This window comes from Kitasatospora sp. NPDC058170 (genome assembly GCF_042883905.1).
In the GTDB taxonomy this organism is placed as follows: domain Bacteria; phylum Actinomycetota; class Actinomycetes; order Streptomycetales; family Streptomycetaceae; genus Kitasatospora.
Window position 1 is genome coordinate 87,902 of sequence record NZ_JBHVUV010000016.1, and the last position, 26,296, is coordinate 114,197.

20 protein-coding genes are annotated in these 26,296 nt (G+C 74.0%); 10 read left to right on the top strand and 10 right to left on the bottom strand.

Annotated features, from left to right (window positions below):
* Positions 1-4 precede the first annotated feature (4 nt).
* Complete coding sequence (locus ACFVVX_RS19410) at positions 5-3,784, top strand: DUF5682 family protein (RefSeq protein WP_387947067.1); 3,780 nt, start codon at positions 5-7, stop codon at positions 3,782-3,784.
* Complete coding sequence (locus ACFVVX_RS19415; protein WP_387947069.1) at positions 3,781-5,853, top strand: hypothetical protein; 2,073 nt, start codon at positions 3,781-3,783, stop codon at positions 5,851-5,853. The genes ACFVVX_RS19410 and ACFVVX_RS19415 overlap by 4 nt, the downstream gene beginning before the upstream one ends.
* Before the next feature lie 110 nt (positions 5,854-5,963).
* On the opposite strand, the gene ACFVVX_RS19420 is transcribed toward ACFVVX_RS19415, so the two are convergent.
* Positions 5,964-6,650, bottom strand: a complete 687-nt coding sequence (locus tag ACFVVX_RS19420) for a helix-turn-helix domain-containing protein (protein ID WP_387947071.1) — start codon at positions 6,648-6,650, stop codon at positions 5,964-5,966.
* Between the two features lie 63 nt (positions 6,651-6,713).
* Here ACFVVX_RS19420 and ACFVVX_RS19425 point away from each other — a divergent pair, with 63 nt between their 5' ends.
* Together ACFVVX_RS19425 and ACFVVX_RS19430 are read left to right on the top strand one after the other, a co-directional pair.
* Positions 6,714-7,517 (top strand): NAD(P)H-binding protein, encoded by an 804-nt coding sequence (locus ACFVVX_RS19425; RefSeq protein ID WP_387947073.1) that lies wholly within the window; start codon positions 6,714-6,716, stop codon positions 7,515-7,517.
* 285 nt (positions 7,518-7,802) lie between these two features.
* Positions 7,803-8,318, top strand: a complete 516-nt coding sequence (locus ACFVVX_RS19430; RefSeq protein ID WP_387947075.1) for a MarR family winged helix-turn-helix transcriptional regulator — start codon at positions 7,803-7,805, stop codon at positions 8,316-8,318.
* Positions 8,319-8,418: 100 nt separating this feature from the next.
* On the opposite strand, the gene ACFVVX_RS19435 is transcribed toward ACFVVX_RS19430, so the two are convergent.
* The 6 genes from ACFVVX_RS19435 to ACFVVX_RS19460 all read right to left on the bottom strand — a co-directional run bounded on the left by ACFVVX_RS19435 (position 8,419) and on the right by ACFVVX_RS19460 (position 14,289).
* Positions 8,419-8,763, bottom strand: a complete 345-nt coding sequence (locus ACFVVX_RS19435) for an ester cyclase (RefSeq protein WP_387947255.1) — start codon at positions 8,761-8,763, stop codon at positions 8,419-8,421.
* 201 nt (positions 8,764-8,964) lie between these two features.
* The gene (locus tag ACFVVX_RS19440; protein ID WP_387947077.1) at positions 8,965-9,537 is read right to left on the bottom strand and encodes an ATP/GTP-binding protein; all 573 of its coding nucleotides are present in this window, start codon (positions 9,535-9,537) and stop codon (positions 8,965-8,967) included.
* Between the two features lie 118 nt (positions 9,538-9,655).
* Positions 9,656-10,036: a DUF742 domain-containing protein gene (locus tag ACFVVX_RS19445; RefSeq protein ID WP_387947079.1), complete on the bottom strand. Its 381-nt coding sequence runs from the start codon at positions 10,034-10,036 to the stop codon at positions 9,656-9,658.
* Positions 10,033-10,464, bottom strand: a complete 432-nt coding sequence (locus ACFVVX_RS19450) for a roadblock/LC7 domain-containing protein (protein ID WP_387947081.1) — start codon at positions 10,462-10,464, stop codon at positions 10,033-10,035. Before ACFVVX_RS19450 ends, ACFVVX_RS19445 begins: the two co-directional genes overlap by 4 nt.
* On the bottom strand, positions 10,464-12,617 hold the full coding sequence (locus ACFVVX_RS19455; RefSeq protein WP_387947083.1) for an ATP-binding protein: 2,154 nt from the start codon (positions 12,615-12,617) through the stop codon (positions 10,464-10,466). Before ACFVVX_RS19455 ends, ACFVVX_RS19450 begins: the two co-directional genes overlap by 1 nt.
* A 391-nt stretch (positions 12,618-13,008) precedes the next feature.
* Complete coding sequence (locus tag ACFVVX_RS19460; protein WP_387947085.1) at positions 13,009-14,289, bottom strand: acyl-CoA dehydrogenase family protein; 1,281 nt, start codon at positions 14,287-14,289, stop codon at positions 13,009-13,011.
* Positions 14,290-14,686: 397 nt separating this feature from the next.
* On the opposite strand from ACFVVX_RS19460, the gene ACFVVX_RS19465 reads away from it, so the two are divergent.
* The 3 genes from ACFVVX_RS19465 (at position 14,687) to ACFVVX_RS19475 (ending at position 20,053) form a co-directional block, all read left to right on the top strand.
* The gene (locus ACFVVX_RS19465; protein WP_387947087.1) at positions 14,687-15,760 is read left to right on the top strand and encodes a GAF domain-containing protein; all 1,074 of its coding nucleotides are present in this window, start codon (positions 14,687-14,689) and stop codon (positions 15,758-15,760) included.
* 228 nt (positions 15,761-15,988) lie between these two features.
* Positions 15,989-17,506 carry a lipase maturation factor family protein gene (locus tag ACFVVX_RS19470; protein ID WP_387947257.1) on the top strand — a complete coding sequence of 506 codons (1,518 nt, stop codon included), beginning with the start codon at positions 15,989-15,991 and terminating at the stop codon, positions 17,504-17,506.
* A 204-nt stretch (positions 17,507-17,710) separates the two neighbouring features.
* A complete protein-coding gene (locus ACFVVX_RS19475) occupies positions 17,711-20,053 on the top strand; it encodes a hypothetical protein (protein WP_387947089.1) in 2,343 nt (780 codons plus the stop codon).
* A gap of 100 nt (positions 20,054-20,153) precedes the next feature.
* On the opposite strand, the gene ACFVVX_RS19480 is transcribed toward ACFVVX_RS19475, so the two are convergent.
* Both ACFVVX_RS19480 and ACFVVX_RS19485 read right to left on the bottom strand, forming a co-directional pair.
* Complete coding sequence (locus ACFVVX_RS19480) at positions 20,154-21,164, bottom strand: transglycosylase SLT domain-containing protein (RefSeq protein ID WP_387947091.1); 1,011 nt, start codon at positions 21,162-21,164, stop codon at positions 20,154-20,156.
* A 99-nt stretch (positions 21,165-21,263) separates the two neighbouring features.
* On the bottom strand, positions 21,264-22,103 hold the full coding sequence (locus tag ACFVVX_RS19485) for a helical backbone metal receptor (protein ID WP_387947093.1): 840 nt from the start codon (positions 22,101-22,103) through the stop codon (positions 21,264-21,266).
* Between the two features lie 124 nt (positions 22,104-22,227).
* On the opposite strand from ACFVVX_RS19485, the gene ACFVVX_RS19490 reads away from it, so the two are divergent.
* The 3 genes from ACFVVX_RS19490 to ACFVVX_RS19500 are packed head-to-tail and all read left to right on the top strand — an operon-like array spanning position 22,228 to position 25,208.
* On the top strand, positions 22,228-23,316 hold the full coding sequence (locus tag ACFVVX_RS19490; RefSeq protein ID WP_387947095.1) for an ABC transporter substrate-binding protein: 1,089 nt from the start codon (positions 22,228-22,230) through the stop codon (positions 23,314-23,316).
* A gap of 3 nt (positions 23,317-23,319) precedes the next feature.
* On the top strand, positions 23,320-24,402 hold the full coding sequence (locus tag ACFVVX_RS19495; protein WP_387947097.1) for a FecCD family ABC transporter permease: 1,083 nt from the start codon (positions 23,320-23,322) through the stop codon (positions 24,400-24,402).
* On the top strand, positions 24,399-25,208 hold the full coding sequence (locus ACFVVX_RS19500) for an ABC transporter ATP-binding protein (protein WP_387947099.1): 810 nt from the start codon (positions 24,399-24,401) through the stop codon (positions 25,206-25,208). Before ACFVVX_RS19495 ends, ACFVVX_RS19500 begins: the two co-directional genes overlap by 4 nt.
* On the opposite strand, the gene ACFVVX_RS19505 is transcribed toward ACFVVX_RS19500, so the two are convergent.
* Positions 25,193-26,215 (bottom strand): L-tyrosine/L-tryptophan isonitrile synthase family protein, encoded by a 1,023-nt coding sequence (locus ACFVVX_RS19505; RefSeq protein WP_387947101.1) that lies wholly within the window; start codon positions 26,213-26,215, stop codon positions 25,193-25,195. The genes ACFVVX_RS19500 and ACFVVX_RS19505 overlap by 16 nt on opposite strands.
* Between the last annotated feature and the right edge of the window lie 81 nt (positions 26,216-26,296).

Here is a 26,296-nt window from a genome sequence, read left to right on the forward strand (position 1 = left end):
GGCGATGAGCAGCGCGGTGATCACCGACGGCTCCTCCCGGGAGGCGGTCGAGGCACGGGCGGCCGAACTGGCCGCCACCGGGGTGGCGCGTCCCGGGCCCTACCTGATCGGGGTACGGCACCACGCGCCGTCGCTCAGCGCCGTGGTGCCCGCGCTGCTCGACGCGGCCCGACCCGAGGTCCTGCTGGTCGAGCTGCCCGCCGAGTTCCAGCCGTGGCTGGGCCTGCTGGCGGACGAGGACACCCGGGCGCCCGTCGCGCTCGCCGCCGCACCCGGTGCGGACGGGTCGGCGCAGGACGGGACGGCACCGGACGCGGTGGGCGAGGGCGCCGCAGGGCTCGCCTTCTACCCCTTCGCGGACTTCTCACCCGAGCTCGCCGCGCTGCGGTGGGCCCGCCGCAACGGCGTCGAGGCCGTCGCCTGCGACCTGCCGCTCGCCCACCGGGCGCAGGCCCGCCGCACGCCCGGCGGGCCCGGACCGGCGCAGGACGGGGAGCCGGGCGTGGCCGACGCGCTGCGCCACCGGCTCACCGGGCGCGCGGACGACGACGACCTGTGGGACCGGCTGGTCGAGACCGCCGCCCCCGGCTCCCCGCCGGAGGCCGTCCGGCGAGCCGCCCTGCTGGTCGGCTGGGCGATGCGGCGCGACGCGGCGCAGGGCGCGGGCGTCGACCCGTACGACCTGCGGCGGGAGGAGTGGATGCGCGACCGCATCCGGGCCGCGGCGCAGGGCGGCCGCCGGGTCGCCGCCGTGATCGGGGCGTTCCACGCGCCGGCGCTGCTCGACGCCCTCGACCAGCCGAACGAGCCGGACAAGCCGGACCGGCCGGGACCGGCTGAGACCGTACCGGCCGACGGCGGCCACGTGGTCTCGCTGATCCCCTACACCTACCCGCTGCTGGACGCCCGCTCCGGCTACCCGGCCGGCATCCGCGACCCCGAGTGGCAGCACACCGTGCTCGACGCGGCCGGCGACCCGGAGCGGCTCACCGAGGCGCTGACCCTCACCGCTGTCCGGATCTGCGAGGCCCTGCGCACCCAGGACCACCCCGCCGGACCGGCCGACGCCCGCGAGATCGTCCGGCTCGCCGGAGACCTCGCCCGGCTGCGCGGGCTCGCCGCCCCGGGCCGGGGCGAACTGATCGAGGCGGTCCAGACCGTGCTGGCCCAGGGCGAACCGCTCGGCCGCGGCCGGGCGGTGGCCCGCGCGTTGGAACGCGTCCTGGTCGGCACCCGCACCGGCCGACCCACCCCCGCGGCGCCGCGCAGCGGCCTCGCCCCGGCCACCGAGGCCCTGCTCGCCGAGCTGGGCCTGCCCGACCCGGGTGAGCCGGAGGCGCGCGAACTGCGCCTCGACCCGCTGCGCTCACGCCTCGACCGCCGCCGCGACCTGCTCCTGCACCGGCTCGCCGTCTGCGGCGTCCCCTACGCCGAACCGGTCGCCGGTACCGGGGCGGGCGGCACCGAGACGGTCGGCACCCGCTGGCGCGCGGAGTGGACCCCGGCCGTCGCCGCGATGCTGACGGTGGCCGGCACCCGTGGGGTCACCCCGGCGCAGGCCGCCGAGGGCGCCCTGCGCGAGCAGCTGCGCCGCGAACAGCAGGCGGACGGCCCGACGGCCCGCCAGGTCCTCCAGGGCCTCGCCGACGCCGCCGCCTGCGGCCTCCCCGCCCTCGCCGACACCCGGCTGGACCAGCTCACCGCCACCCTCCCCGCCGGCGGCACCCTGCCCGAACTCCTCGACGGACTCGCCCTACTGGACCGCCTGAGGGCCGGTCACATTCCGGGCCTCGCCCCGGAGCGGGCCGATACCGGGGCCGGCGAGGCCGGTGGGGCCGGCGACGCAGGCGGAGATCCGCGGGCCGCGGTACTGACGGCCGCCGGCGAGCTGTTGACGGTGGCGGCCGTACGGCAGTTGGAGGGCCTGGGCGGCTCCGACGATCCGCAGGACGCCCGGGCGCTGGTCGACCTGGCCCGGCGGGCGGACGAGTCCGGAGGGCTGCGGCTCGCCCACACCCTGGCCGAACTCGCCGACGGGGGAAGCCCGCTGGTCCGGGGCGCGGCCGGGGCGGTACGGGTACTGCTCGGGCACCAGCCGCCGACGGTGTTCGGGGAGCGTGCGGCCTCCTGGGTCGACGGCGCCACCGGCCCGCAGACACGGCAGGCGCTCGGGCGCTCGCTGATCGGCCTGCTCACGGCGGCGGAGGGGCTGTTCGCCACCGCGCCGGAGGTGCTCGAACCGGTACTGGAACGGGTCACCACCCTGTCCGACGAGGGGTTCCTCGACCGGCTGCCCGCCCTGCGCGGCGGCTTCGACACCCTCAGCCCGGCCGCCCGGGAGCGCCTGCTGACCCTGGTCGAGGAACGCCTCGGCACCCGGCTGGGAGCCCTGCCGGACACGGTCGACCCCGCCCTGCTCACCGGCTGGGCCCGCGCCGACCTCGTGGCCCGCGCCGCACTCGGCCGACGCGGCCTGCTGCCGGCGGCGGCCGACGCCACTCCCGGCGCCACTCCCGGTACCGCCACTCCCGGTGCCATCACTCCCGGTGCCGCCACTTCCGGCGGCACCCCCGGCCCGGTGCGGACCCCAGGCCCGGTGACGGCCCCCGTACCCGCGCGGACCGGCGACCCCGAGGAAGCCTCCGACCGGGTCCTCGCCCCCGCCGAGCGGTGGCGGCTGCTGCTCGGCCGACCGGGCGGTGGCCGCCCGGGCGGCCGGTCCGCCCGGCTCGCCACCGCGCTGGACGAGCTCTACGGCACCGGACGCGGCGAGGGCTCCGGCCCCGGCCTGGACGGGCGCGGTGGACCGGGCGGCAACCGGGGCGGCCGCGAGGCCCCCTACCCGGGCGTGCGGGAGTGGGCGGAGGAGCTGGCGCTGCTGTTCGGGCCGGGCATCCGCGAGGAGGTGCTGGCCGCCGCCGTCGCGCAGGGTCGGACGGACGCGCTGGACGCGATCGACCCGGGCGCGGTCCGCCCGTCGGTCGACCTGCTGCGTACCGTCCTGGAGCACGCGGGCGGGCTGCCCGAGGCCCGCATCGCCGGGCTGCGGCCGCTGGTCCGCCGCCTGGTGGACGAGCTGACCAGGGAGCTGGCGACGAGGCTGCGCCCGGCCCTGACCGGGATCAGCGTGCCGCGTCCGAGCCGCCGCCCGGGCGGCGGCCTGGACCTGCACCGGACGATCCGGGCCAACCTGGCCACCGCCCGCCCCGCCCGGCCGGGCGAGCCGGACGCGGGCACGCTGATCGTCCCCGAGCGGCCGGTGTTCCGGACGCGGGCCCGCCAGGCCTCCGACTGGCGGCTGATCCTGGTGGTCGACGTCTCCGGATCGATGGAGTCGTCCACGGTCTGGGCGGCGCTGACGGCCGCGATCCTGGCCGGGGTGCCCTCGCTGAGCACCCACTTCGTCGCCTTCTCCACCGAGATCGTCGACCTGACCGAGCGGGTGGAGGACCCGCTGGGCCTGCTGCTGGAGGTCAGGATCGGCGGCGGCACGCACATCGCGGCCGGGCTGAAGTACGCCCGGGAGCTGGTGACGGTGCCGTCCCGCACACTGGTCGCGGTGATCAGCGACTTCGAGGAGGGCGGTCCGATCGGCGGGCTGCTCGCGCAGACCCGGGCGCTGGTCGACTCGGGCTGCCATCTGCTCGGCTGCGCCGCGTTGGACGACACCGGCGTGGCGCGGTATTCGACGGCGGTCGCGAGCCAGCTGGTCGCGGCCGGGATGCCCGTGGCGGCGCTCAGCCCGCTTGAACTGGCCCGCTGGGTGGGGGAGAAGGTCCGATGACGGCGACGACGGCGGAGCAGAGGACGGATCGGCCCGGTGGCGACTGGCCGGCCGTGCGGCCGGAGGTGGTCGCCGAGGTGGTGGCCGGGCTGTCGGCCCGGTTGCAGAAGCGGCTGGACAGCGCGGCCGCCAAGCTGGCCGTCCGGCCGGTGAGCCGCTCCGGTGACGAGTGGCGGATCGAGGTGGACGAGGAGACGGCGCTCGTCCTGCACGCGCCGGGCGGTGTGGTCGCCGGGGAGCAGGACGTCCGCTGCGGCTGCCTGCTCGCGCCCGCCTGTGTGCACCGGGCGGCGGCGGTGACGGTCTGCCGACTGGCCGACCCGGGGGAGGGTGTCGAGGAGGGCGCCCAGGAGGACACGCCGGAGGGCGCAGCCGGGGCAGACACCGGGGCAGCGGCCGGTGCCGAGCCGACGGCTCCGACCGCCGAACCCGCCCCCGCCGAACCCGCCCCCGCCGAACTCGCCCCCGCCGAGCGGGTGTCCGCCCATCACCTGCACCGGGCTGCGGCCGCCGTGCTGGCCGCCGGGGTCAGCGGGGCGGGCGCCGTTCTCCAGGCCGAGCTGCTGCGGGCCGCCCACCGCGCCCGGCTCGCCGGGCTCTACCGCCCGGCCGCCGCGGCCGTGGCGGTGGTGACCAGAGTCCGGGCGGCGCGTTCCGGTGAGCCGGACCACCGGCTCGCCGACCTGGCGGCCGGGCTGCGCGAGCTGCTCGACCTCACGGCGGCCCTGACCGCAGCGCAGGCCTCGACCCCGGCCACCGCCCTCTCGGTGGAGCACTCCGACCTCGCCGAACTGCGCGGTGTCGCCCGCCAGGCGTACCAGGAGGCGGGCGGCCTGCGGCTGTACGGGCTGTTCGCGGAGCCGGTGCTGACGGTCACCCACGCGGGCGTGCTCACCTGGGCGGTGGACGCGACCGGGCGGCTGAGCACGGTCGCGGAGGTCATGCCGCACGCGGACGCGACGGCGGCGGCGCCGCAGGCCGTCGGGGCGGGCAACCGGGCGGTCCGGCTGGGCGACGCCTCGCTCAGCCACCGCGCGTTCAGCCGCGCCGGGCTGGCCGTCCAGGGGGCGACCAGGTCCGCCAACGGGCGACTGGGCGCGGGTGCCTCGGTCCGGGCGGTGCGTGCGGCGGGGGCGGGGTGGACGGCGGAACCCCTCGCGGCGCTGTGGGCCGAGCCGGTGGCCGCACAGGTGGACCGGGCCCTGGCGGCGGCGGCCCTGCCGTACGAGAGCCGCCCGGCCGGGAGCGACCTGCTGTTCCTGGACGTCACGTTGCTCGGCACGGCCCCGTCCGGGCCCGGCGGCGCTCAGCGGCTGCTTGCCGACTGCGGCGGCCGGGTGGTCGCCCTGCTCCCGGGGCACGAGCACCCCGGGCTGGCGTACCGCGGCAACCTCGCGCTGCTGGCGACCGGGCCGGGCCTGCGGCTGCGGGTGATCGGGCGGCTGGAGCGCGCGGCCCGCCCGGAGCTGCGGCTGCTCGCGATCGGCGACATGCCCGAGCCGTCCGACCTGCCCGAGCTGCCGGGGATTCCCGGATCACCAGAGGCACCCGGGGCACCCGGGGCACCCGGATCACCCGAGGCACCAGAGGCGGTCCCGACCGCGCCCGCCCTGGCGCTGCCGGCCGACCGGGCCGGCCGGGTCAACCTCGGCCTGGAGCGGTTGCAGACCGCCGACCTGACCCCGGGCCGCGAGGGCGAGCCGTCGGCCCCGCCGGTGGTGGGGAGCGGGCCCGAGGCCCCGGTGCACCTGCTGACCCGCCGGGTGGAGCAGGCGGTCACCAGCGGGCGTCGCGCCCTGGCGCTCGGGGCGGGGACGGCCACCGCCGACGCGGCGCAGCTGCGGTCGGCGGGCCTTGCCACGGGGGCCGCGCTGTTGGACGGGCTGCGTGCGGCCGCGGCGGACCAGCCCCGGGACGTGTTCGGCCGGGTCGCCGCCGAGGACCACGGCGCGTTCACGGCGGCCTGGCTGGCCGCGGCCTGCTACGGGGAGGAGTTGGCCTCGGCACTCTGCGCGGGAGGCTGGGCCGAGCGTGACCCGCAGGGGGCCGAACTCCAGGAGGTTGGGTAGATAGGCGCGATGGGGCACCTCGGGAGGTGAAGAGGCCAGGGCCTGGTGATCATGGGGTTGCGGCGCTCTGTGATCACCGGGAGACCTGCTTCTGTGCCGTGTCCTGGAACTCAGGCCGTGCACAAGGTCGCGGCGGGGCGCCGACCAGTGGTGAAGGCGGCCGGTGGGACACCCATGAAGCGGCGGAACTCGGCCGTCATGTGGGACTGGTCGTAGTAGCCGGCCGTCGCGGCGATGTCCGCCCATCGGCCCACATCGGCCGCGAGCACGGTGCGAACGCGGTCAATGCGTGCGAAGTGCTTGGGGGACAAGCCGGTCGCGTCGGTGAACAGGGCGTGCAGGCGGCGCTCACTGATGTGCAACCGGGCCGCGGTCGCGGTGACAGTGGTGCCGACCAGTAGACGCGCGGCCTCTTCAAGCCGCTCCGACGGCTCCGGGCGGTCGACCAACGCTCTTTCGAGAGCGGTGACCGGGTCGGCGGCGAGCTGGTCGATGTCCAGGCCCGGTAGTTCGCCGAGCGGCAGGACACCGTCGGCGAGACCGTTCAGCGAACGTCCGAGCAGGGCCTGGGCACGGCCCGGCCGCATCCGAACCCGCACGCACGAGTGGCCGGGCGTGGCGACGTGATAGGCGGCCCGGGTGCGGGGCCCCATGACGATCAGCTCGCGTTTGTCGGTGCGCACGAGAAGTGTGGTGGCGTGGTCGGGCACATCGACCGCCGCCGACCCGGCCGCCGTAGCGACATCGATCCCGGCGACCCACCCCAGAAGGGAAGGCGGCACGACGAGTGAACTCACGCGGCCCACGATAGTGCCGAAACTTCCTATCAGGAGCCGTGAGAGCGCTGCCATCGTCGGGACATGATCCTTGTTACCGGTGCCACCGGCACCATCGGCAGTCACGTCGTCCGCCTGCTCACCGAGCGCGGCCTACCGTTCCGGGCGATGTCCCGCCGCGAGCGTCCCGGCGGGGTGCGGGCCGACTTCGACGACCCGGCGTCGCTGGCGCGCGCAGTGGCCGACGTCGACACGGTCTTCCTGGTAACCGTGCCCCCCGCACCAACCGCGGACCACGACATCGCCCTGGTCGCGGCCGCCCGGGCGACAGGCGTCCGTAAGATCGTCAAGTTGTCCGCCATCGGCAGCGGCGAGCGGTTCGACGGGGCGACCGTCGGCGCGTGGCACCTCGCCGCGGAGGAGGCGATCGAGGCCAGCGGGCTCGTGTGGACGATGCTTCGCCCGGCGAGCTTCTCCTCGAACGTCTTGTGGCATCGGGCGCTGATCCAGGACGGAGAGCCGATCCCGAACCTGACCGGCGACTCCCGGCAGGCCATCGTCGACCCGAGGGACGTGGCCGCGGTCGCCGTCGCCGCCATGACCAGCGGTGCGCACGACGGGCAGCGGTACGACCTGACCGGGCCGGAGCTGCTGACGTTCGCGGACCAGGCGGCGATCCTGGAGGGCGTGTTGGAACGGCCGGTCAGGATCACCGACACGAATGCGCTCGACCAGTTGCCGGCCGGGATGCGCACCGGCGTCGGCTGGGCACGCGCCGGCGGTGCGGCCTACCTCACCGACCACGTGCCGCGAGTGCTCGGCCGACCGGCGGGCACCTTTGAGCAGTGGGCACGCGACCATCGGGAGGCATTCGCGGCAGTGCCGTAACCGACCGCCGCCGATGGCCGCCAGGGGTTCCCGGTTTGCCCCGGTCGACCGGTGGGCGTCCGGCGGCTTCTCCGCCTCCAGGGGTTCGATCAGCCATGTCGGCAAGGCAGGCACAGGTCTCCCGGTGATCACAGAGCGGCGCCCCCATCTGTGCGACCTATAAGGAGAACTACTTGCACAGGCAGCTAATCCGCGCCGACTGGCATACTTGAGTGAACGGGGGAGTCGAAAGCCCCGGGGAACAGCAGGCAACAACGGGGAATCACGGGAACGGAGAGGCCAGCCATGGGTATCCACGACGATGCCGCCGAGGTCCGCGCCCGCGGCTGGCGCACGCTCGCCGCCCTGCACGGCCTCATCGACACCGCGCTGGAGAAGGCGCTCCAGGCCGAGCTGCGGCTCTCGGTGGTCGAGTACACCGTGCTGGACGCACTGTCCCGGCAGGACGGCTGGCACATGCGGATGCAGCAGCTCGCCCGTGCGGCCGCGCTGAGCAGCAGTGCCACCACCCGCCTGGTGACCAGGCTGGAGGACCGGGAGCTGCTCAGCCGCTACCTGTGCGCGGACGACCGGCGCGGCATCTACACCGAGCTGACCCCGCAGGGCCGCGAGCTGCTCGCGGCCGCCCGCCCGGTGCACGACGCCACGCTGGAGGCCACCCTGGCGAAGGCCACCGAGCTCCCGGAGCTGGCGCCACTGGTACGGGCCCTGGACGAGCTCAAGCCGGCCACGCCCCCGGCCGCGTCCCCGACCTCGCCTCCGGCCACGTCCCCGGCCTCGCCCGCCGCGGTCACCGCCTGACGGAGCGCCACACGCCCCCGAGGCCGCGACGTGCGGCCTCGGGGGTGATCGTCCCGTCCGTCGAGCCCGAGTGGCTGTGGCCGGCGCGATCGCCGCAGGGCTACGCAGTCCTCGGCCACTCCCAGCCGAGCTGGAGGAAGAGCCCGAGGCGGTCACTTACGGCACGGATCTCGATGATCTTGCCCTCGGTCAGGGTGAAGATCCAGATCGCCTCGTTCTCGAAGCTCCGGCCAGTCGGCTCGGGCATGCGCGGGTGGGTTCCACCGTGGACTCCACGCTGGGTGACACGGGCGACCACCTGGTCACCCTCGCCGATCAGTTCGTCCACCTGGACCGTGAGTGGCTCGAACGCGACCAGCTGCTGGCGAAGACCTTCGAACGCGGCTCCCGGCCCGTCGGCCTCCCCATGGATGATCTTGTTGTGGTCCACGACATCGTGTGCCATGAACCGGGGAAGGTCCGCAAGCCGACGGTCGCTGACTGCTTCGAAGAAGCCCAGAACGACCTTCTTGTTGTGATCCACCACTGATCGCACACCCCGTCTGATCGATTGTCGGCCACCGGATCCTAATCCCCTTGATCCACGAGCCCGTCGGCACGTTCGAAGCCGGCACGTTCGAAGCCGGTACTTTCGGAACAGGCCCTGTCAGCGCCGTCCGGCGATCGCGTCCGCCCGGACCCGGTCGAGCAGGGCGAGCAGCAGCTCCTTGCTGGACCCGCGCTCCCGGACGTCGCAGAGCACCACCGGCACCGTGGCGTCCAGGTCGAGGGCGCGTCGGACGTCCTCGGGCGTGGACTCGCGGCGCCCGTGGAAGCAGTTGACGCCGATCGCGAACGGGATGCCGCGCTGTTCGAAGAAGTCCACGGCGGCGAAGCTGGACTCCAGCCGCCGGGTGTCGGCCAGCACGATCGCGCCGAGCGCGCCGAGCGCGAGGTCGTCCCACATGAACCAGAACCGGAACTGGCCCGGCGTGCCGAACAGGTAGAGCACCAGGTCCTCACGGATGGTGATCCGCCCGAAGTCCATCGCGACCGTGGTGGTGGACTTCCCCTGGACGCCGTCGAGGCTGTCGACCCCGATGCTGGCGCGGGTCATCCGCTCCTCGGTCTGCAGCGGTTCGATCTCGCTGACCGAGCCGACCATGGTGGTCTTGCCGACGCCGAAGCCGCCGGCGACGAGAATCTTGACCGCGCCCGGCACCAGGCTCTGCGTCGTCAATTCGGGTCTCCTGGAGGGGAACTGGAAGCGGTGGCACGAGGGCGGGCCCGCCGGTCGGTGCCGGCAGGGCCCTCGGAGCCGGTCGGAGAGCGGGGTGGAGCAGCGGGCGCGGGACCGGTCACAGCCGGCGGACGCCCTCGATCACGGCCTGGATGAGCGCGATGTCGGGCGCCTCGGCGAGCTGGACGGGCGCGCGGGTGAGGATCAGCCGCGCCTCCGCCAGATCGTCCAGCAGCACCTTGACCACACTCACCGGGAGGTCGAGGCTGGCCGCGATCTCGGCCACGGCCAGCGGGCGTTCGCGACACAGGTGCAGGATCGCGGCCGGCTCGGGTGTCAGCCGGGTGGTGTCCGTGCGCGGGTCGGCGGTGACCACCAGGGTGATCAGCGCGAAGCCGTCACGGACCGGGCCGGTACGCCCGTTGGTGATGGCGTAAGGGCGGACCAGATGGCCCGCGTCCTTGTCGAAGAACCAGGCCTCCTCGATGTCGGTGGTCACGCACTGCCACCCACGCCGACCTGGCCGGCATCGCTGCGCGGCGCCGCGGTGAGGTACTGGCCGACCTGCTTGACCAGCATGTTGATCTCGTATGCCATCAGCCCGGCGTCGACCAGCTCGCTGGTCAGCACGGCGAGCCGGGCGCCCTGTCCGGCGGTGGTGACGAACAGGAACAGCTGGTCCATCTCGATCACCGTCTGCCGGACCCGGCCGCCGTTGAAGCGGTGGCCGGCGCCGCGGGCGAGGCTCTGCAGTCCGGAGGCGACGGCCGAGAGGTGCTCGGCGTCGGCGCGGTCCAGACCCTGGGAGAGGCCGACCAGCAGGCCGTCCTCGGAGAGGACGATGGCGTGGCGGGTCTCCGGGACCCGCGCCACCAGCTGGTCCAACAGCCAGTTGAGGTCGCGCTGGGTGTCGGTGTGCTGCGTCATCACTGCTGTTCCTTAGCTGCGGAAGGTGCGGCCGGTGCAGGGGAGTAGGCCGATGCGTCCGAGTCCTGGTCCGCCGCGCGGGCGGTTCGGGTGCCGCGCTGGATGGCGGCCATGGTGGCGCGGGAGCGCTGCGGGGAGGGGTCCTCCTCGGCGGGTCGCGCACTCGCCGGGCCGGCCGTGGAGGCCGGAGCGGGGGCCGACACCGAGGCCGGAGCCGGGCCTGACGCCGACCCCGACGCCGGGGCGAAGGCGGCCGGCGGCGGCAGCAGGGAGCCGGGTGCGTTGGCCTCCCGCAGCTGCTCGGCGAGGCTGGCGTTGCGGACCCGCTGCGGCAGGATGCGCGGGGTCCGCAGCTCACCGTCCGGGCCGTGCTCCACGTGGTCCTTCTGGGCGCGCTCGTGCGTGGGCGTTCCGCGGTCGGCCGGGTGGCTCTCCACCGGACCGGCCGCCAGGCTGTCGCCCAGACCGTCGCCCAAACCGTCGTGCAGGCCGTGGCCGAGGCCGCCGCCCGGGGAGTCCACTCCCTCGTTCGTGGTGTCGTACGGCAGGGGCAGCGCGGGCCGGGGGACGACCACGGCGCCGGGCAGTCCGGGGATCGGTGAACCCACGGGCAGTCCGCCGTGGGCGGGTGCCGCTCCGGTCGGGTAGGCGGCGAGCAGCTCACCGATGATCACACCGTGGTCGCCGTCCGAATCCGCGGAAGCACCCGCGGAGCCCGCCGTGAGGCCGCCGCCGAGACCGGCCGGAAAGCCACCCGCAGGACCGCCGGCAGGACCGCCCGCAGGACCGCCCGCGGAACCGCCCGCAGGACCGCCCGCGGAGCCGCCCGGGCCGGCCTCCGGTGCCCCCGGAGCGCCGCCGCCCCCCGGACCGCTGCCGAGCAGTCCGCTGAGCACCCCGGCCAGGGCGCCCGACAGCTCCTCGTCGATCTCGCCGAGCCCGCCGTCCACGACGGCTTCCGGCTGCGGCACCGGCGTGCGGGTGACCCGGGCGCCGGACGGCAGTCCGGGCACCGAGGCGGCCTGCTCCGCCTGCTCCAGCAGCACGGCCGGCACGAGCACCACGGCCCGGGTGCCGCCGTACGGGGAGGGGCGCAGGGTGACCTGGATGGCGTGCCGGGCGGCGAGCCGCGCCACCACGAACAGGCCGAGTCGCAGGTCGTCGCCGAGCGCGGAGACGTCCAGCTCCGGCGGGTTGGCCAGGTAGTCGTTGAGGCGCTCGTACTCGTCCTCGGTCATGCCGAGGCCGCGGTCCTCCACCTCGACGGCCAGGCCCTTGGGGACCTCCTGCGCGGAGACCTGCACCTGGGTGTACGGCGGGGAGAAGGTGGTGCCGTTCTCGATCAGCTCGGCGACCAGGTGGATCACGTCGGCGACGGCCTGCCCGCTGAGCGAGGCGCGCGGCACGCCCTGGACGACCACCCGGGAGTAGTTCTCGGTCTCGGACACGGCGCTGCGCAGCACGTTGACCATGGGCACGGCGTTGCGCCAGCGCCGGGCGGGCAGCGCGCCGCCGAGGATGACCAGGTTCTCGGCGTTGCGCCGCATCCGGGTGGCCAGGTGGTCGACGGCGAACAGTTCGCGCAGCAGCTCGGGTTCCTCGTGCTCGCGCTCCAGGGCGTCCAGCATGCTGATCTGCCGGTGGATCAGGATCTGGGTGCGGCGGGCGATGTTGAGGAAGACCTTCTTCGTCCCCTCGCGGCCCTGCGCCTGGTGCACGATGGCGGCGACGGCGGCCTGGCGGACGGCGGCCAGCCCGTCGGCGGTCTGCTGCAGCTCGTCGCCGGCGCGCCGGGCGGGGGCCCAGGCGGGCGGTGCGGCGAGGGCCTCGCCGGACTGCAGCCGTCCGACCACCTCGGGGATCTCGTGCTGGGCGAGGGCGAGGGTGTCGGAGCGCAGGTTGGCCAGTCGGGTCGACAGCGTCCGGGCAGCCCGGACTCCACGTACCAGGCTCCAGAGCAGCACCACCGCGACGACGGCGCTGACGGCCAGGACGGCGTCGTGGTGTCCGGAGTCGCGCAGCAGGTAGGCGGCGTAGCCCCAGGCGGCGGCCAGGCCCAGACAGGGGACCAGCACGAGGGCGAGGAGGGAGCTGCGGAGGGAGCCGGACCGGCCGGCGCGGTGGCCCGTGCGGGGGGCCGATATGCCTGGCATCTGATTCCTTGTTGCAGGGCCGAACGGCGGGGTCGCCCGTGCGCGTCCGGCCGAGGCTCAGGCCGCCACGGCCGGCAGTGCCGAGGGATGCCCGGCGAGGTGACGCGATGTCATCGTCCGGGCGGGGGTGCAGCACGGCCGCCGACTGCGTGCACGCTACCAGTCCCAGGTGGCCTTATCGCAACATCAACTGACGATATGTGAACGGGTGGTGACTCGGAGGTCGTCGGCGCGCAGCACCTCCGGTCGACGGATCGTCGCAGGTCGGGCGGGCTTCCGGGAAACGCCGACGGCTCTCCGGGACCGCTGGTTGGTCTCCGGAAAGCCGTCAGGGACAGGTCAAGCTCCGTATGCCGAAGAATCGGTCACCGAGCAGTGGGCCTAGGGGTGTTCAGCCCGCCAGCGGGATGCTCAGCAGCGTCGCCCGCAGGGAGCGCTCGGCGTCGCTCTCGGCCTGGGCCTCGCGTTGGGCCAGTTCGGACCAGGCCCAGCCGGCCAGGCCGGAGAGCTCGGCCGACCACTGCTTGCCGTAGGTGCCCGCCGCCACCTGGCCCAGCCGCAGCCGCTGGACGTCCGAGGTGCCGGCCGGCGGGTAGAGGTGGGTGGCGTCGCGCTGGTAGCGCTCGATGTGGAACTCGGCCTGCAGGCCCCGGGCGGCGTGGATCTCCATCGCGTTGCGGGCGGAGTCCAGGGTGTACTCGGTGTTGATGAGCTTGGCGTTCATCAACTCGGCGTCACAGGCCTTGCCGTGGTCCAGCAGGTGCGAGGCGTGGTAGGCGGCGAGCTTCGCGGTCATCAGCCGGGACTGCATCTCGCCGAGCTTCAGCGCGATGTTGGGCAGGTGGGACAGCGGCTTGCCGTAGAGCTTCCGCGACTCGGCGAACCGCACGGTGTCCTCGACGATCGCGACGTGGATGCCGAGGGCGACGGCGGCCAGGTTCAGCCGTCCGTACAGGGTGGAGGAGGAGTAGGCGACGTCCAGGCCCTGGCTCTCCCGGCCCAGCCGGTTGGCGGCGGGGATCCGGCAGTCCTCGAAGACGATCTCGCCGAAGCTGAATCCGTGCAGGCCGCTCTGCGAGCCGAGGGTGCCGGTGCGAAAGCCCGGGCGGTCGCTCTCCACCAGGAACGCCGAAAGGCCCTTGCTGCCCGGCCCGGTGCGGAACACCACGCCGTGCACGTCGCCGATGTGGGAGTTGCCGACGAACCACTTGCGGCCGTCGAGCACGTACTCGTCGCCCTCCCTCCGCGCGGTGCCGGCCATGCCGAGCACATGGCCGCCGGACTCGGGCTCGGTGACGGCGATGGTCGGGAGCGATTCTCCGGACGCGAACCGCGGGAGCCACTTGCGGCGTTGGGCGGCCGAGCCGAAGTGGATGACCTTGGCGACGCCGAGCTGCGAGGCCTGCGCCACCGCGCCCATCGCGCCGCTGACCCGGGACAGCTCCTCGACGATGACGGTCTTGGCCAGGTGTCCGAGACCCAGCCCGCCGAACTCCCGTGGAATGGTGACGCCGATCCAGCCGCGGCGGGCGATCGCCCGGGAGAGTTCGAACTCGACCTGACGGTCGGTCTCCATTCTGGCCACGTGCGGACGCACCTCCTTCTCCGCGAACTCACGGACCTCCGCGCGAAGGCTTTCGTGTCGCTCGTCGGTGAAGTAGTCCATCGCCATGCCTGGTCCTCTCGGTGGGTGTGGTTGTGCCTCCGTCCGTGCAGCCGATCCTGAGCCGACCGCCCGAGAGTGTGGGGCCTGGTTGGCGGTCGGTTGCCCTGCCCCAGGCGACACCTGTGGCAGGGCAGGCGGTTTTCCCCGGTAACCGCCCGTCAGTTCGGCAGGGCTCATTGTCGTATGAGTGCTTGTGTCCCTCCAGAGTGGATCTTGGAATGGCGTGAACAAGCCGCTCCGCAACTGGGGAGGATTGAAACCCGCGGCCGGTGGGAAACGATCTTCCCCCGCTTCACCGGCCGTTCGGGCGGTCGTTCACGTGCGACTTTGGCTGTTCATCAGCAAGGGCGCCCAGGGGGGTCGGGAGCGCCAACTGCCTCGGATGTCTGATTACATGTGCGCCATGACTGATGTGATGAGCACTCAAGGCCAGTTCCCGGGTGCCGCCGGTGAGTCCGAGCGGACCCGCAGGTTGCGCAGCCTGGGTCTCAACGAACCGACCGCGGACGAGGCCTTCGACCGCTTCGCTCACCTCGCCGCCAGCATCACCCGCGCCCCCATCGCGATGGTCAACTTCATCAACGACGAGCGCCAGATGTTCCGGGGGCTCTACATTCCGCCAACCTCGTCCGATTCCGTGGCCGAAGGTAGTGCCTCCTGGGCCGACCGCGGCATCGCCTTCGACCTCCCGACCCGGGAAATGCCGCTGAGTCACGGCTTCTGCCCGCACGTCGTCGCCCAGCGCTCCCCGCTCGCCCTCGACGACATCCTCGCCTACCCGCGCTTCGCCGGTAACCCGGTCGTCGACGAACTGGGCGTCCGCGCCTACCTCGGGGCCCCGCTGGTCGACGACACCAACACCATCATCGGCACCGTCTGCGTCCTCGACCGCGAACCCCGCCAGTGGGGCCGCGAGCGGCTGCGCGACATCCAGCACCTCGCCGAGGCCCTGCTCTCCGAGATCCGGCTGCGCGACAACCTGCTCGCGCAGCAGCAGGAGATGTTCGCGGCCTTCGACGGCTCGCCCTTCCCGATCATCCTCACCGACGGTCCCGGCCAGGAGATCCGCTACGCCAACGCCCAGCACGCAGACATCTTCGGGGCCCCGGCGGCGTACGGCTCGGTCGGCCAGGCCTACCCGCAGCTCGGTGCGGCCGGCCTCCAGCAGGCCGTCGCCGAGGCCTTCCACACCGGGCGGACCACCGTCCTCAACGACGTGCGCATCCAGTCCGTCCGGCCCGACGCCCAGCGGATCCAGCAGATCTTCAGCTTCACCTGCAGCCCGATGCGGGCCGCCCGCACCGGCCAGGTCAGCGGCGTCCTCACCGTCGGCATGGACGTCACCGCACAGTCCCGCACCGAGGAGGAGCTGGGCACCCTCGCCGCACTGCTGGTCGACCGCCTCCAGCAGAACGGCACCGCCACCGGCCGCCCGGGCCTCGGCGCCGGCGAGACCGGCCTCGTCCTGCCGGGCTGAGACCCGGCCCGAACCCTCCGCCGTGGCGGGGATCCTCTCACCCCCGAGGAGAGGACCCCCGCCACAGTGCTGTCCGGCACAGCGCTGTCCGGGCGCCGCACCGCACAGCACTGGCGCCCTCGGACCGGCCGCAGAGCGGTGCCGGACCGGTGCCGGACGGGTGAACCGGCTCGGCTGCGCGCCGGACCCGGCCGCCGGGCGGCACCCGCGGTGGTAGGCATGGGCCGCATGGAGTGGTTCGCGGCGCCCGAGTACTGGCTGAGCAGGCTGCTCGTCCAACGGCTGCTCGCCGCCCTCTACCTGATCGGCTTCCTCGCCGCCGCCGCCCAGTTCCGGGCCCTGATCGGCACCCGGGGCATGCTGCCGGTACCCCGCTTCACCGCCCGGGTCCCCTGGCGCCACGCGCCCGGCCTGTTCCACCTCCACTACTCCGACCGCTTCTTCGCCGCCGTCTGCTGGACCGGCGCCGCACTGTCGGCCGCCCTGGTGGGCGGCGCGGGCGACCTCGTCCCGCTCTGGGCGGCGATGCCGCTCTGGGCCGTGCTCTGGGCGCTCTACCTGTCGATCGTCAACGTCGGCCAGACCTGGTACTCCTTCGGCTGGGAGTCGCTGCTGCTGGAGGCGGGCTTCCTGGCCGTCTTCCTGGGCAACGAGGACACCGCCCCACCCGTCCTGGTGCTCTGGCTGCTGCGCTGGCTGGTCTTCCGCGTCGAGTTCGGGGCCGGTCTGATCAAGCTGCGCGGCGACAGCTGCTGGCGCGACCTCACCTGCCTCCGCTTCCATCACGAGACCCAGCCGATGCCCGGCCCGCTGAGCTGGTTCTTCCACCACCTGCCCGCCCCGCTGCACCGCGTCGAGGCCGCCGCCAACCACGTCACCCAGCTCGTCGTCCCGGTCGGCCTCCTCCTTCCGCAACCCGTCGCCGGCTACGCGGCCTGGATCGTCATCGCCACCCAGCTGTGGCTGGTCGCCTCCGGCAACTTCGCCTGGCTCAACTGGCTGACCATCACCCTCGCCCTTTCCGCCGTCGACACCGCGCGACTGGGCGCCCCGGCGCCGCCCGCCTACCCGGGCACCCCCGTCTGGTACCTGGTCCTGGTCATCGCCCTCACCGCCGCCGTCGCCGTCCTCAGCTACTGGCCGGTGCGCAACATGGTCTCCCGCGGGCAGGTCATGAACCGCTCGTTCAACCGCCTGCACCTGGTCAACACCTACGGCGCCTTCGGCAGCGTCAACCGGATCCGCCAGGAGGTCGTGGTCGAGGGCACCGAGGAGGCCGTCGTCACCCCGCACACGGTCTGGAAGGAGTACGGCTTCAAGGGCAAACCCGGCGACGTACGCCGTCTGCCGCGCCAGTACGCCCCCTACCACCTGCGGTTGGACTGGCTGATGTGGTTCGCCGGCATCTCGCCCGCCTACGCCCGGCCCTGGTTCCTGCCGTTCGTCGCCCGGCTGCTGGTCAACGACCCCGCCACCCTCCGGCTGCTGCGCCACAACCCCTTCCCCGGCTCCCCGCCGACCCACGTCCGGGCGACCCTCCACCTCTACCGGTTCACCGATTGGCGCGAACTGCGGGAAACCGGCGCGTGGTGGCACCGGACCGCGCTGCACGAGTACCTCGAGCCCGTCAACCTGGACACCCTCACCCGATCCGGGTACCGGCCACCACTCGGGCGGCGGATCCGAACGGTGCCGATCAGCCGTCGCAAGGGTGAACAGGGCCACCCGCCCGGCCCTCCCGGGTAGCGGCCAGGCGGGCGGTACGGCACGCCACACCGGCCCGTCGGACGGTGGGTGCGTGCAAGGCTCGAACGGGCACCCGTATTCTGGGCCTCCACAACCGGAAGGCCGACCGCGCGCGCCCAGCCCTCCCGCCCGGGTCCGCGCACGACCGGTCCGCCGTCCCCCTCGCCGCCAGCCCCGCCGCCGTCGCCCAGAACCGGACCTCACATGACAGTGCTTCACTCGCGCAACGCCGACGCCGCCGACGCAGCCTCTGCCACGGACGCCGCGGACGCCACGAACCCGGAGCAGGCCCGCGGTCAGGAGGCCACGGCCGAACCCGACCTCCGCGAGGACCTCGGCCGGTACGCCGAACTCGGCGCCTTCACCCTCACCGCCGAGACCCACGCCTGGTACGCGGCCGTCGAGACCGTCGCCACCCCGGAGGACGCCCGCGCCGCCTCCACCGTCCTGGCCGAACTGCGCGGCCGCGACCTCCAGCAGACCTGGGAGGCCGTCACCAGCCTCGCAACCGACGCCAAGCTGGAGGAGCCCGGCACCGTCGCCAAGGCGGCGCTGCTGGTCGAGCTGCTCCAGCGGGTCCACCGGACCGCCGCGACGCTGATCGGTGCCGCGTACGACGCCGACCTCGACTCCCTCGCCGCCGCCACGGCGGACCGCGGCTGGCGCCGGGAGCGCGGCGTCAAGCTGTCGTTCCTGCGGGTGCGCGCCCTGCGCAAGCAGGCCGCCGCGCTGGTGGTCGGCGGCCGCAAGGTCCGGCCCGAGGACCTGCACGAGGCGCTCGCCTCCGCCGAGATCGAGCGCCGCGCCTGGGCCGTCCTCGCCCCCGAGGGCACCCTGCCCGTCGCGCCCGCCGACGGCGCCCTGGTGGAGCGCACGGCGACCGCGTTCGAGGCGATCAACACCGGCCTGCGGGACCTCGCCCGGCTGCTGCCCGAGCACGACCTGGACGGGCTGCCGTTCGGCGAGCTGATCGACCTGGTGGAGCGGCTGGCCGCGGACGAGGGCACCCTCTACCGCCTGCCGACCATCCGCACCCTGCGCACCTCGCTGGAGGAGGCCGGCCTGACCGACCTGCTCGGCGAGCTGACGGCATCCCGTGCCGACCGCCGCGCCGCCGAGGCCGCGTACGGCGCCCGCCAGGCGCTCGCGGGCGGGCAGCGGGACGGACTCGCGGGGGCCGAGAGTGCTGCTCCCGAGAGCACTCTCACCGAGAGCACCGTCACGGAGGGCGCTGTCACGGAGAGCGCTGCTCCCGAGGCCGCGGTGACCGAGAGCCCCGAGGCGGAGGCGCCGGAGGCAGCGGTCACCGAGGCGGACGTCACGGAGGCGGACACCGAGACGGCGGCCGCCGAGGTCGCTGACGCTGCTGCCGACGCCGACGTGGTCACTGCCGTCGAGGTCGAGATCGAGGTCGAGGTCCAGGCCGAGGCCGACGCGGTCGACGAGCCGGTGGTCGAGGAGCCCGTCGCGGAGGCGCCGATCGTCGTCACGCTGCCGGCTCCGTCCCCGGCCGCCGACGACCTGGTGGCCGCTGCGGTCGTCGCCGTGTCGGTGCCGGAAGAGGTTGCTGTCGAGGCCGAGGTTGCTGTCGAGGTCGAGGCGGAGGTTGCGGCCGAGGCTTCGGAGCCGAGTGCCGAGGTCGCCGAGGAGACTGTCGAGCCGGCCGGTGCAGTGGATGCCCCGGCCGAGGAGACCGAGCCCGAGGTGACGGCCGTCGAGGCCGAGGTGACCGAGGTCGAGCCCGCCGCCGCCGAGATCGAGGCGCCGGTTGTCGAGGACGCCTCGGTCGAGGCAGTCGCCGACGAGCCCGTGGCGGACGAGGCCGCTGTGGTGGCCGAGGTGGCCGAGGTGGCTGAGGTCGCCGAGGTCGAGCCGGTGGTCGAGGCCGAGCCCGTCGCTGAGGTTGCCGAGGTCGCCGAGGTCGAGACGCCTGCTGTCGAGGACGCTCCGGTCGACGCTCAGGAGACCGAGGCTGCTGAGCTCGCCGAGGTCGAGCCCGTCGCCGAGGTCCCGGTGACCGAGGAGTCGCCTGCTTCGGAGGAGACGGTCGTCGCCGCCGAGGTAGAGGCCGCTGAGGTCGAGGCCACCGAGGTCGAGACTGCTGTGGTCGAGCCCGTCGCCGAGGAGGCCCCGGCCGAGGCCCCCGCTGAGGTTGCCGAGGTCGAGCCCGTCGCCGAGGTCGAGGCGCCGGTGGCCGAGGTTTCCGAGCCGGAGGCCGAGCCCACGCCTGAGCCGGTGGTCGAGCCGGTGGTCGAGGCCGCCGAGCCCGAGCCGGCCGCTGCCGTCGAGCCCGAGCCCGAGCCCGCGCCGAAGGCCGAGCCCGCTGCCGCCGGGCGGCCGGAGAAGCCGGACTTCACGCCCGGCCGCCCGGTGACCGCCTACTCGGCCGAGGAACTGCTCGCCGTCGTCCGCTGGGTGGACGGTGACGGCGTCGACCGCAGCGAGGAGGAGCTGCTGCGGGCGGCGATGAAGGAGCTGGGCTTCGCCCGCCTCGGCCCGCGCATCAAGGAGGCGCTGGGCACGGCCGTCGCCGACGCCCGGAGCTGACCGGACGCAGGGCCGAACTGCACACAGCGGGCCCGGTGGATGCACGCGCATCCACCGGGCCCGCTGCCGTGTCCGGCTGTCCGGCTGTCCGGCCGATCGGTCAGCCGGTGGCCTTGGTCCAGGGGGCACTCGACATCAGCGACTTGACGTTGGCCACGTAGGACGGGTTGGGGATGTCCAGGCTGCCGCTGACCGCACCGGTGGCCGGGTCGGTGACGGTGTTGTAGTGCACCTTGCCGGCGCCCGCGTTGTACGCGGCGATGACCAGGTCGAGCAGCGGCGTCTTGCCGGTGGCCGGGTCGGGGGAGAGGTCGTACTTCCCGCCGAAGGAGGAGTCGCCGTAGTAGGCGACCAGCCAGTCGAGCAGCTGGGCGCCGAGCTGGACGTTGCCGGCCAGGGTGTTGGGGTCGGAGGTGGTGGCGAACTTGCCGTTCATCCAGCTCACCGTGGCGGGCATGATCTGCATCGTGCCGATGCCGCCGTCGCAGGCGAGGATGCCGGACTGCCAGCCGCTCTCCTGCCAGGCGATCGCCTTGACCAGGCTGACGGGCAGCGCCGGGAGCCTGTCGGTGCCGCCGTTGCTGAGGTTCAGCGTGCGGGCCTGGCCGGCGGCGGTCGTGAGCGCGGTGCCCACGGCCTCCTTCGGCTCGTTGGGCTGCGGGTAGGTGGGCTTGCAGCTGCTCTGCAGCGGCGGGACGTGCGGGGTCGGCGGCGCGGGCGGCGGCGGGGGTGCGACCGGCCCGGGCTTCTGGGTGGGCGCGGGCGGCGCCGCCGCGGCGGGTACCGGCGCGGGTGCGGGGGCGGCCGCCGGCGCGGAGGAGGGCGCCTTCTGCGCCGGCTCGGAGGGCTTCGCGCTGGTCGACCTGGCAGCGCTCGGGGTTGCGGTGGGGCTCGGCTTCCCGGACCTGCTCGCCGTGGCACTCGGCGATGCGCTCGCGCTCGGACTCGGGCTCGCACTCGCCGTGGGCGACGCGGTGGCGGACGGCGCCGCGGACGGTGAGGCCTCCGGCGCGGTGGCGGCCGCCGTGGTCGGGGCCGTGTCCGCCGCGGTGTCGGCCTTCTTGCTGCCGCACCCGGTGAGCAGCGCCGTCGAGACGGCCACCGCGGTCACCGCCACCAGTGTTCGTCGTGAGGTACGTCCGTGCATCGTGGTCCAGCCCCCGTTCGTCACCGGCAGGCCCGGTGGAAGGGGCATCGTACGACGGGCCGATCACCGCACCGGCGGGCGGGTGGCCGGTCCCTCCGGAGGGCGGACCGCGGTCGCCCGGCGCAGCTGCGCCGCCAGTACCTCCGGTGCTTCGGCCAAGGACGGTCCGTACCAGGTGAGATGGCGTCCGCTGACCAGGGCGGCCGGGATCCCGGGGAAGGCCTCGGGCCCGTCCCCTGCCGTGAACCGGTACGGCTCGTCCGGGAGAACCACCAACTCCGGTCCCTGCGCGATCAGTTCGGGAAGCGGGATGGCGGGGTAGCGTTCCGGGTGGCCGGAGTGCAGGAGCGGGACGCCCAGTCGGTGGAGGAGGTCGCCGGCGAAGGTGTCGCCGCCGAGGACCATCCAGGGGCGGCGCCAGATCGGGACGACGGCACGCAGCGGGCGGGGCAGCGGGCGGACGTCGCGCCAGGCGGCCTCGGCCGCGTCGAGCCAGGCCGGGCGGGGCAGGCCGCAGGCCGCGGTGAGGAGGCGGTGCAGGGAGTGGAAGGCCTGGTCGAGGGTGCGGATGTCGGTGACCCAGACGGCGAGACCGGCGGCGCGCAGCGCGTCCAGGTCGGGGAGGCGGTTCTCCTCGGCGTTGGCGATCACCAGGTCGGGGGCGAGGGCCGCGATCCGCGGGACGTCGGGGTTCTTGGTGCCGCCGACGCGGGTGACGGCGAGACCGGCCGGGTGGCTGCACCAGTCGGTCGCGCCGACCAGCAGGCCGGGCGCGGTGGCGGCGACGGCCTCGGTCAGCGACGGCACCAGCGACACCACCCGCCGGACGGGGGCCGGGCCGAGCGGGACGGAACGCCCCAGATCGTCCCGGGGCGGCACGGCAGGCTCGGAAGCAGAGGGCATGCCCGCCACCCTAGGTCCTGTCCGAGGGTGAAACTCCCGGGAACCCTGCGGTGATGACGGCCGACTATCTGATCCGGGTCCGTAGTGGTGGGCCCCAGCACAACCATTGACCAGGAGAATCCTCATGCGCCCTCGCGTGTTCCACGGTATCGCGGCCGTCGTCGCCCTGTTCGCCACGGCCTGCGGAAGCGACGGTGGGGGGAGTGGCGCCGGGGGGAGCGGTGACGGCGCCGGACCGGCCGCCACGGCCGGGGCGTACCCGGTGAAGGTGGCGGACTGCGCGGGCAAGGAGACCGGCATCACCACGGCCCCCCGCAAGATCGTCACCAGCAACGCGGCCGGCCTGGAGATGCTGCTCCAACTCGGCGCCGGGGAGCGCGTGATCGGTACCGGGTTCCCCCCGGGCAAGGGCTCGCTGCCGGCGGCGGTGGCCGACCAGGGCGCCAAGGTGCCGGTCCTGGGCCAGATGGGCATCGCGAAGGAGAAGCTGCTCGGCTCCGGCGCCGACCTCTACGTCGACGCCTTCGGGGCGATGACCATGGGGGGTGCGGGGGACGCGCCGAGCGAGCAGGAGTTCACGGCCGCCGGCATCAAGCACGTGTTCCTCCTCTCGACCGCCTGCGCCGGCACGCCGAAGGCCGGCAAGGGGCCGCGCACCGACCTCGCCGAGGTGGAGGAGGACATCCGCCGGCTCGGCTCGGTGACCGGTACGACCGCGAAGGCCGCGGAGCTGGTCGCCGGGATGGAGAAGCAGATCGGCGAGGTGCGCACCGCGACCGCCGCCGTCCCCGCCGACCAGCGGCCCGGCTACCTGTTCTTCGACTACGACGCCGGCACCAAGCAGCCGATCGCCGTCTGCGGCCGGCAGGTCGCCAACGCGGTGATCACCCTGGCCGGTGCGCGCAACGTGTTCGCCGACTGCGACGCCGACTTCAAGCCGGTCTCCTGGGAGGACGTGGTCGCCAAGAACCCGGACTGGATCCAGCTCGGCGTGCGCAACCGGGGCAGCGAGGAGGAGAACCGCAAGGCCTTCGAGGAGGCCGAGAACTTCCTGCGGGGCTTCCCGGCGACCCAGGGGCTCAAGGCCGTCAAGGACGGGCACTTCCTGCGGATCGGCTCCGAGGTGACCACCATCGCGGGAGTCCGCAACGCCGACACCGTCCGGCAGATCGCCGCCACCATCCACCCGACGCTCGTCAAGAACGCGCAGTAGTCGGTGACTTCGGCCACCGCAACCGTCGAGAGGGCCCGCCGGGTACGCACCCTGCGGGCCGGGCCGCTGGCCGCCGGGCTCGCCGTCGCCCTGCTCCTCGCGCTGACCGCCGCCGTATCCTTCGGCTCGGTCGACATCCCGCCCGGCGAGGTCTGGTCGGTGGTCGCCCGCCGGCTCACCGGCCGGGCCCCGGCGCCCGGCACCCGGGACCTCATCATCTGGCAACTGCGCTTCCCCCGGGCCATGTTGGCGGCCATGGTCGGTGCCGGGCTCGGCCTGGTCGGCACCGCCGTGCAGGCCCTGGTGCGGAACCCGCTCGCCGACCCCTACCTGCTGGGCATCTCCTCCGGCGCCTCGCTCGGGGCCGTCGCGATGATCGTCCTCGGGGCCGGACTCGGCCTGGAGCTGACCTTCGGCAGCGCGGTCGGACTGACCATCTCGCTGGCCGCCTTCCTCGGCGCGCTCGGGGCGTTCTCCCTGGTCTGGGTGCTCGCCCGGCGCGGCGGCGGCTTCTCCCCGCTGCGCCTGGTGCTGGCCGGCATCGGCATCGGGCAGTTCCTCACCGGCTTCACCAGCTACCTCGTCCTGCAGACCAGTGACGAGCAGCAGACCAGGGGGGTGCTGTTCTGGCTGATGGGCAGCCTCGGCGGCGCCACCTGGAGCCAACTCGCCGTGCCCGCCGTCGCGGTGGCCCTCGGACTGGCCCTGCTCCAGGCCCGCGCCCGGGGGCTCAACGCGCTGCTGATGGGCGACGAGACGGCGGCCGGCCTCGGCGTCGACGTCACCAGGCTGCGCCGCGAGATCTTCGTCGTCACCAGCGTGCTGACCGGCGTCCTGGTCGCCGTCTCCGGGGCCATCGGCTTCGTCGGGCTGATGGTGCCGCACGTCTGCCGGCTGCTGGTCGGCGGCGACCACCGCCGGCTGCTGCCGTTGTCCGCCCTCACCGGGGCCGTGCTGCTGGTGGTGGTCGACACCATCGCCCGCACCGCCCTGGACACCCAGGAGTTGCCGATCGGCGTCGTCACGGCGCTGCTCGGCGCGCCCACCCTGCTCTACCTGCTGGACCGACGTCTGGAGCGAAATTGAGGATCGCGGTCGAGGATCTGAGCGTCACCCTGTCCGGCCGGACGGTGGTGGCGGGCGTCCATCTGGTCGCCAAGGAGGGGGAGATCGCCGGACTCGTCGGTCCGAACGGCAGCGGCAAGTCCAGTCTGCTGCGCACCGTCTACCGGCACCTGAAGCCGAGCGCGGGGAGGGTGCTGCTGGCCGGCCGGGAGCTCGCCGAGCTCACCCCGGCCGAGTCCGCCCGGCACATCGCGGCGTTGCCGCAGGAGCGCGGCGGGGACTTCGAGCTGACCGTCCTCGAGGTGGTGGCGATGGGCCGCACCCCGTACAAGCGGGCGTTCGCCGCGGACGACGCGGAGGACCACCGGCTGGTCGCCGACGCGCTGCAGCGGGTCGGCATGGCGGACGCGGCCGGCCGCCGCTTCGCCCAGCTGTCCGGCGGCGAGCGCCAGCGGGTCCTGCTGGCCCGGGCGCTCGCCCAGCAACCGGACGTCCTGGTGCTGGACGAGCCGACCAACCACCTGGACGTCCGCCACCAGGTCGAACTGCTCACCCTGCTGCGGGAACAGCGCCGCACCACGCTGATCGCCCTGCACGACCTCAACGCGGCGGCCTCGGTCTGCGACCGGCTGCACGTACTGCACCGCGGCACCCTGGTGGCATCCGGGGTGCCGCGGGACGTGCTGACGGCGGAGCTGCTCGCGGAGGTGTTCGGGGTGCGGGCGGCGGTGGTCGAACATCCGCTCACCGGTGATCCGTTGATCGCCTTCGACCACCGCACGCCCGCGTCGTCCTCAGACCTGCTGAAGCGTCAGGAGGTCTCGTAGTGGCTGGGCCGGCCGTTGCGCTCGACCAGGCGCCCGATCTTCTCGGCGTCCGCGCTGCGCAGCAACTCCCACTCGCCGTCCGGCCGGTGGAGCACCGAGGAGTGCCAGGGGGTCATCCACGCGTCGGCGGCCTCCAGCAGCCGGATGCCGAACTTGAGGACGCCGACCTTCTGCGGGTGGATGGACAGCCGGAACGACCGGGGGTGCTGCTCGGCGATCAGGTCGCCCCAGGCGCGGCTGCGCTGGATGACGCCGTAGGCGCGCTGGCGGCAGTCGCGCTGGAGGGCGGACTTGGTGCCCTCGAAGCCGAAGGTGTCCTCGGTGAGGAAACGGGTGATGCCGCGGTAGAGCCGCAGGGTCTCCTCGTCGGTCATGACCTGCTCGCGCAGCTCCTCCCTGGTGGGCGCGTACTGGGCGTGCACCCGGGCCCGCTTCTCGTCGAACGGCAGGTCGCCGAGGACGGCCCGCAGGTCGAAGGTGGAGAGGTGGGTGAGGCCCTCGCGCTCGATCATCGCGGTGAGCTCGTCCGAGTACTGGTCGATGTGGTCGTCCGGGACGTGGATGAGGTCGCCGAAGATGTGCCCGTCGGAGCAGATGAGGATCTGCGCGCCGGGCTCGTAGAACTTGCCGATCTCCTCGCAGAGGCCGTTGAGGAAGGTCAGCGAGAGCCGCTCGCCCTCGTCGGGCAGGTGGCTGAGCACCTTGGCGAGGTTGGGCGACTTGCAGGGGAACCCGGGCAGGGTGAACAGGATCGGGTCCCCGGCCGTGATGAAGTCGGCCAGCTGCTCCAGCTGGAGCGGGAAGTCCGCGGGCGTGGCGTCGACCTCCGGGTCGGAGGCGCGGCGGTGCGGCAGCAGAAGGTCGAGGATGTCGGCGCAGAGCCGTTCCAGGGCCTGCGGGTCCCGGGCGACGGCGGACGCGGCGGCCTTCGCGTCGGTGGCCTGAGCGTCGGTGGCCTGTGGGTCGGGGATCTGGGAGTCGGTGGTAACGGTGCCGGCGGGCGGCATGGTGGTCCTCCACGGAACGGTGAGCGGGCTTCAGGGCAGGCAGAGCCACGCCCGGGCACTGGTTGCCAGGACGCTGGGGGT

What these genes read in the sequence shown, in the direction of transcription:
- ACFVVX_RS19485 (WP_387947093.1), bottom strand. Translation starts at nt 22,103, where the DNA reads ATGCCCTCTGCTTCCGAGCCTGCCGTGCCGCCCCGGGACGATCTGGGG.
- ACFVVX_RS19415 (WP_387947069.1), top strand. Translation starts at nt 3,781, where the DNA reads ATGACGGCGACGACGGCGGAGCAGAGGACGGATCGGCCCGGTGGCGAC.
- ACFVVX_RS19435 (WP_387947255.1), bottom strand. Translation starts at nt 8,763, where the DNA reads ATGGCACACGATGTCGTGGACCACAACAAGATCATCCATGGGGAGGCC.
- ACFVVX_RS19465 (WP_387947087.1), top strand. Translation starts at nt 14,687, where the DNA reads ATGACTGATGTGATGAGCACTCAAGGCCAGTTCCCGGGTGCCGCCGGT.
- ACFVVX_RS19410 (WP_387947067.1), top strand. Translation starts at nt 5, where the DNA reads ATGAGCAGCGCGGTGATCACCGACGGCTCCTCCCGGGAGGCGGTCGAG.
- ACFVVX_RS19455 (WP_387947083.1), bottom strand. Translation starts at nt 12,617, where the DNA reads ATGCCAGGCATATCGGCCCCCCGCACGGGCCACCGCGCCGGCCGGTCC.
- ACFVVX_RS19430 (WP_387947075.1), top strand. Translation starts at nt 7,803, where the DNA reads ATGGGTATCCACGACGATGCCGCCGAGGTCCGCGCCCGCGGCTGGCGC.
- ACFVVX_RS19425 (WP_387947073.1), top strand. Translation starts at nt 6,714, where the DNA reads ATGATCCTTGTTACCGGTGCCACCGGCACCATCGGCAGTCACGTCGTC.
- ACFVVX_RS19505 (WP_387947101.1), bottom strand. Translation starts at nt 26,215, where the DNA reads ATGCCGCCCGCCGGCACCGTTACCACCGACTCCCAGATCCCCGACCCA.
- ACFVVX_RS19470 (WP_387947257.1), top strand. Translation starts at nt 15,989, where the DNA reads ATGGAGTGGTTCGCGGCGCCCGAGTACTGGCTGAGCAGGCTGCTCGTC.
- ACFVVX_RS19460 (WP_387947085.1), bottom strand. Translation starts at nt 14,289, where the DNA reads ATGGCGATGGACTACTTCACCGACGAGCGACACGAAAGCCTTCGCGCG.
- ACFVVX_RS19490 (WP_387947095.1), top strand. Translation starts at nt 22,228, where the DNA reads ATGCGCCCTCGCGTGTTCCACGGTATCGCGGCCGTCGTCGCCCTGTTC.
- ACFVVX_RS19475 (WP_387947089.1), top strand. Translation starts at nt 17,711, where the DNA reads ATGACAGTGCTTCACTCGCGCAACGCCGACGCCGCCGACGCAGCCTCT.
- ACFVVX_RS19450 (WP_387947081.1), bottom strand. Translation starts at nt 10,464, where the DNA reads ATGACGCAGCACACCGACACCCAGCGCGACCTCAACTGGCTGTTGGAC.